Source organism: Mesorhizobium sp. M7A.F.Ca.MR.362.00.0.0 (assembly GCF_004023175.1).
GTDB lineage: Bacteria > Pseudomonadota > Alphaproteobacteria > Rhizobiales > Rhizobiaceae > Mesorhizobium.
This window is the reverse complement of the sequence record NZ_RZTF01000579.1, coordinates 1-2801: the sequence shown is the minus strand read 5'-3', so window position 1 is coordinate 2801 and position 2801 is coordinate 1. Positions and strand designations below refer to the sequence as shown.

Here is a 2801-nt window from a genome sequence, read left to right as displayed (position 1 = left end):
AAACAGGCGAGGCGCCGCCGATCCTCCGGGATCGGCGTGCCCATCGCCAGGTCGCGCTTCCTGATCGTCGCGGTGGCCGTGTTCGTCGGGCTCGGCCTTGCCTGGTGGGCGGCGACCGGACTGGGGTTGGTAAAGCCGATCTTCCTGCCGTCGCCGGGCAGCGTAGCTATGCAGATCGCCAAGCTCGCCGCCGACGGCACGTTGTGGCTGGACCTCAAAGCCTCGATGTACCGTATCTCCATCGGCTTCCTCATCGCCTCGGCCCTGTCGATACCGATCGGCGTGCTGATCGGCAGTTTCCGTTCCTGGGAAGCGGCCATCGAGCCGCTGGTGGATTTCATCCGCTACATGCCGGTCGTCGCTTTCGTGCCGCTCTCCATCCTGTGGGCGGGCACCGGCGATTCGCAGAAATTCCTGATCATCTTCATCGGCACCTTCTTCCAGCAGGTGCTGATGATCATGGACAATGTGAAACGGGTTCCAGCCGATTTCATTGGCCTTGGGCGTACACTCGGCTTGCCGGATCGCAAGATCCTGACGCGCATCGTCGTTCCCAGCGCCTTGCCGGGCATCTGGGATACGCTGCGCATCAGCCTCGGCTGGGCATGGACCTGGCTGGTGCTGGCCGAACTTGTCGCCGCGACTTCGGGGCTCGGCTATCGCATCACCGTGTCGCAGCGCTATTTCCAGACAAACACGATCATCGGCTACATCCTGCTGCTCGGCCTGCTCGGCCTCATCACCGACCAGGTGATGAAGGCGCTGGAAAAGGTGCTGTTCAAGCAAGAGGGCCGCTCGCAATGAGGTCCAGCCGATGAGCCCCCCCAAATTGCGGATCGCCGGTCTCCACAAGAGCTTCGGCACCGGCGAGCGGCGCACGGAAGTGCTGCGCGACATCAATCTCGATCTTGCCGACAACGAGTTTGTCTCCCTGGTCGGCACGTCGGGCTGCGGCAAGAGCACGCTGCTGTCGATCGTGGCCGGACTGCAGGACTTCGACGCCGGCGATCTCAGTATCGATGGCGCGCCGATCCTGCAGCCGGGTCTCGACCGTGGCGTCGTCTTCCAGTCCTACACGCTGCTTCCCTGGCTGACGGCGCGGCAGAACATCGAATTTGCCCTTAAGGCCGCCGGTTACGATCGCCCGACCTGCCGCAGGATCGCGCTGGAACATCTCGAACTCGTCAAGCTGTCCGACAGCGCCGACCGCTATCCGGCCGAACTCTCGGGCGGCATGAAACAGCGCGTCGCCATTGCGCGCGCGCTTTCCTACCGGCCCAAGATGCTGTTGATGGACGAGCCCTTCGGCGCGCTCGATGCCTTGACCCGGCATCAGATGCAGGAACTGCTCACCCAGATCTGGGAGGAACACAGGTTGACCGTCCTGTTTGTCACTCATGATGTGGAGGAGGCCGTCTATCTGTCGGACCGCATCGTCGTCATGGGGATCGGCCCGGGACGCATCACGCAGACCTTCAACGTCCATATCGAGCGCCCGCGCCGCGAAGAGGTGATGGAAAGCCCTGCATTCATGGATCTGCAGCGCGGCGTGCACAAGGCCATCCGCGAAGGTTCAAAACGCCCCGAAATGGCGTAGGCGCCTGTGGTCATCAGTAGGCCCAATCACGTCGCTTTGCCGACCGCCGCATCCAACTCCAGCTCGCCTTCGGAAATGTCGTCGAAGGAGGCGTAATTCATGTTGTAGAGGCGGGCGTAGAGGCCTTTTCTTGCCATTAGCTGTTCGTGGTTACCGCTTTCGACAATCTCGCCGTTCTGCAGCACGATGATGCGGTCGGCGCCGCGGATGGTGGCAAGACGGTGGGCGATGACCAGCCCGGTGCGGCCTTCCAGCAGGGTGATCAGCGCCTTCTGGATCAGCATCTCGGTGTAGGAATCGATGCTGGCTGTGGCTTCGTCGAGCACCAGGATCTTGGCGTCGGCCACCAGTGCACGCGCAAAGCTGATCAGCTGGCGCTGGCCGAGCGAGAGATTGCCGCCGCGCTGCTCGAGTTCGGTATCGTAGCCATCGGGCAGGTTCTCGATGAAATCGTGCGCGCCGACGGCTTGTGCGGCGCGCACCACCTCCTCGCGGCTGGCTGATGTCTTGTGGTAGCGGATGTTTTCCAGCACCGAGCCGGAGAACAGGAACGGCTCCTGCAGCACCATCGCCACCTGATCGCCGAGCGAATCCTGGGTCAGGTCACGCACATCATGGCCGCCGACCAGAACCTCGCCCGACCAGACATCGTAAAAGCGGTGCACCAGCGCCATAGAGCTGGACTTGCCCGATCCGGTAGGGCCGACAAGGGCCACGGTCTCGCCCGGATTGACGCGAAAGGAGATGTTCTTCAGCACCGGCTGGTTCGGCCTATAGCCGAAGGTGACGTTCCTGAACTCGACCGAGCCGTCCATGTCGCGCGACAGCGTCACCGCGCCTTGCCTGTCGCTGACGTCGACCGGCACGTCGAGCACTTCGGAGATGCGCTGGCCCGAAGCCATGGCGCGCTGCATGACGCTGTATTGCATGGTCAGCGAGCGGATCGGGTCGAAGAAGCGCTGGATGTAGAACAGGAACGCCACCATGACGCCGATGTCGAGGCTGTGCGACAGCACCATCGAACCGCCGACGACGATGACGGTCGCCATGGCGATGCCGGTCAGCGTATCGACGATCGGCACCATCACCTGCGCGTATTTCGCCGAGGTCAGATGGGCATTGAGATTGGCCAGCACCTTCTCGTCATAGAGGTCGAAATTGACGTGCTGGCGCTCCAGGCTCTGCACGGTGCGCACGCCATGGA

The 2801-nt window shown here is 62.7% G+C and carries 3 protein-coding genes; 2 read left to right on the top strand and 1 reads right to left on the bottom strand.

Annotation, left to right across the window (positions count from 1 at the left end):
* The first annotated feature begins 30 nt into the window (after nucleotides 1-30).
* On the top strand, nucleotides 31-804 hold the full coding sequence (locus tag EOC06_RS35430; protein WP_245470363.1) for an ABC transporter permease: 774 nt from the start codon (nucleotides 31-33) through the stop codon (nucleotides 802-804).
* 10 nt (nucleotides 805-814) lie between these two features.
* Nucleotides 815-1597, top strand: coding sequence for an ABC transporter ATP-binding protein (locus EOC06_RS35425; RefSeq protein WP_128309989.1), 783 nt, complete (start codon nucleotides 815-817; stop codon nucleotides 1595-1597).
* 26 nt (nucleotides 1598-1623) lie between these two features.
* Here the strand turns inward: EOC06_RS35425 and EOC06_RS35420 are convergent.
* The coding region (locus EOC06_RS35420) for an ABC transporter ATP-binding protein (protein ID WP_164898938.1) at nucleotides 1624-2801 on the bottom strand (1178 nt) is incomplete at its 5' end.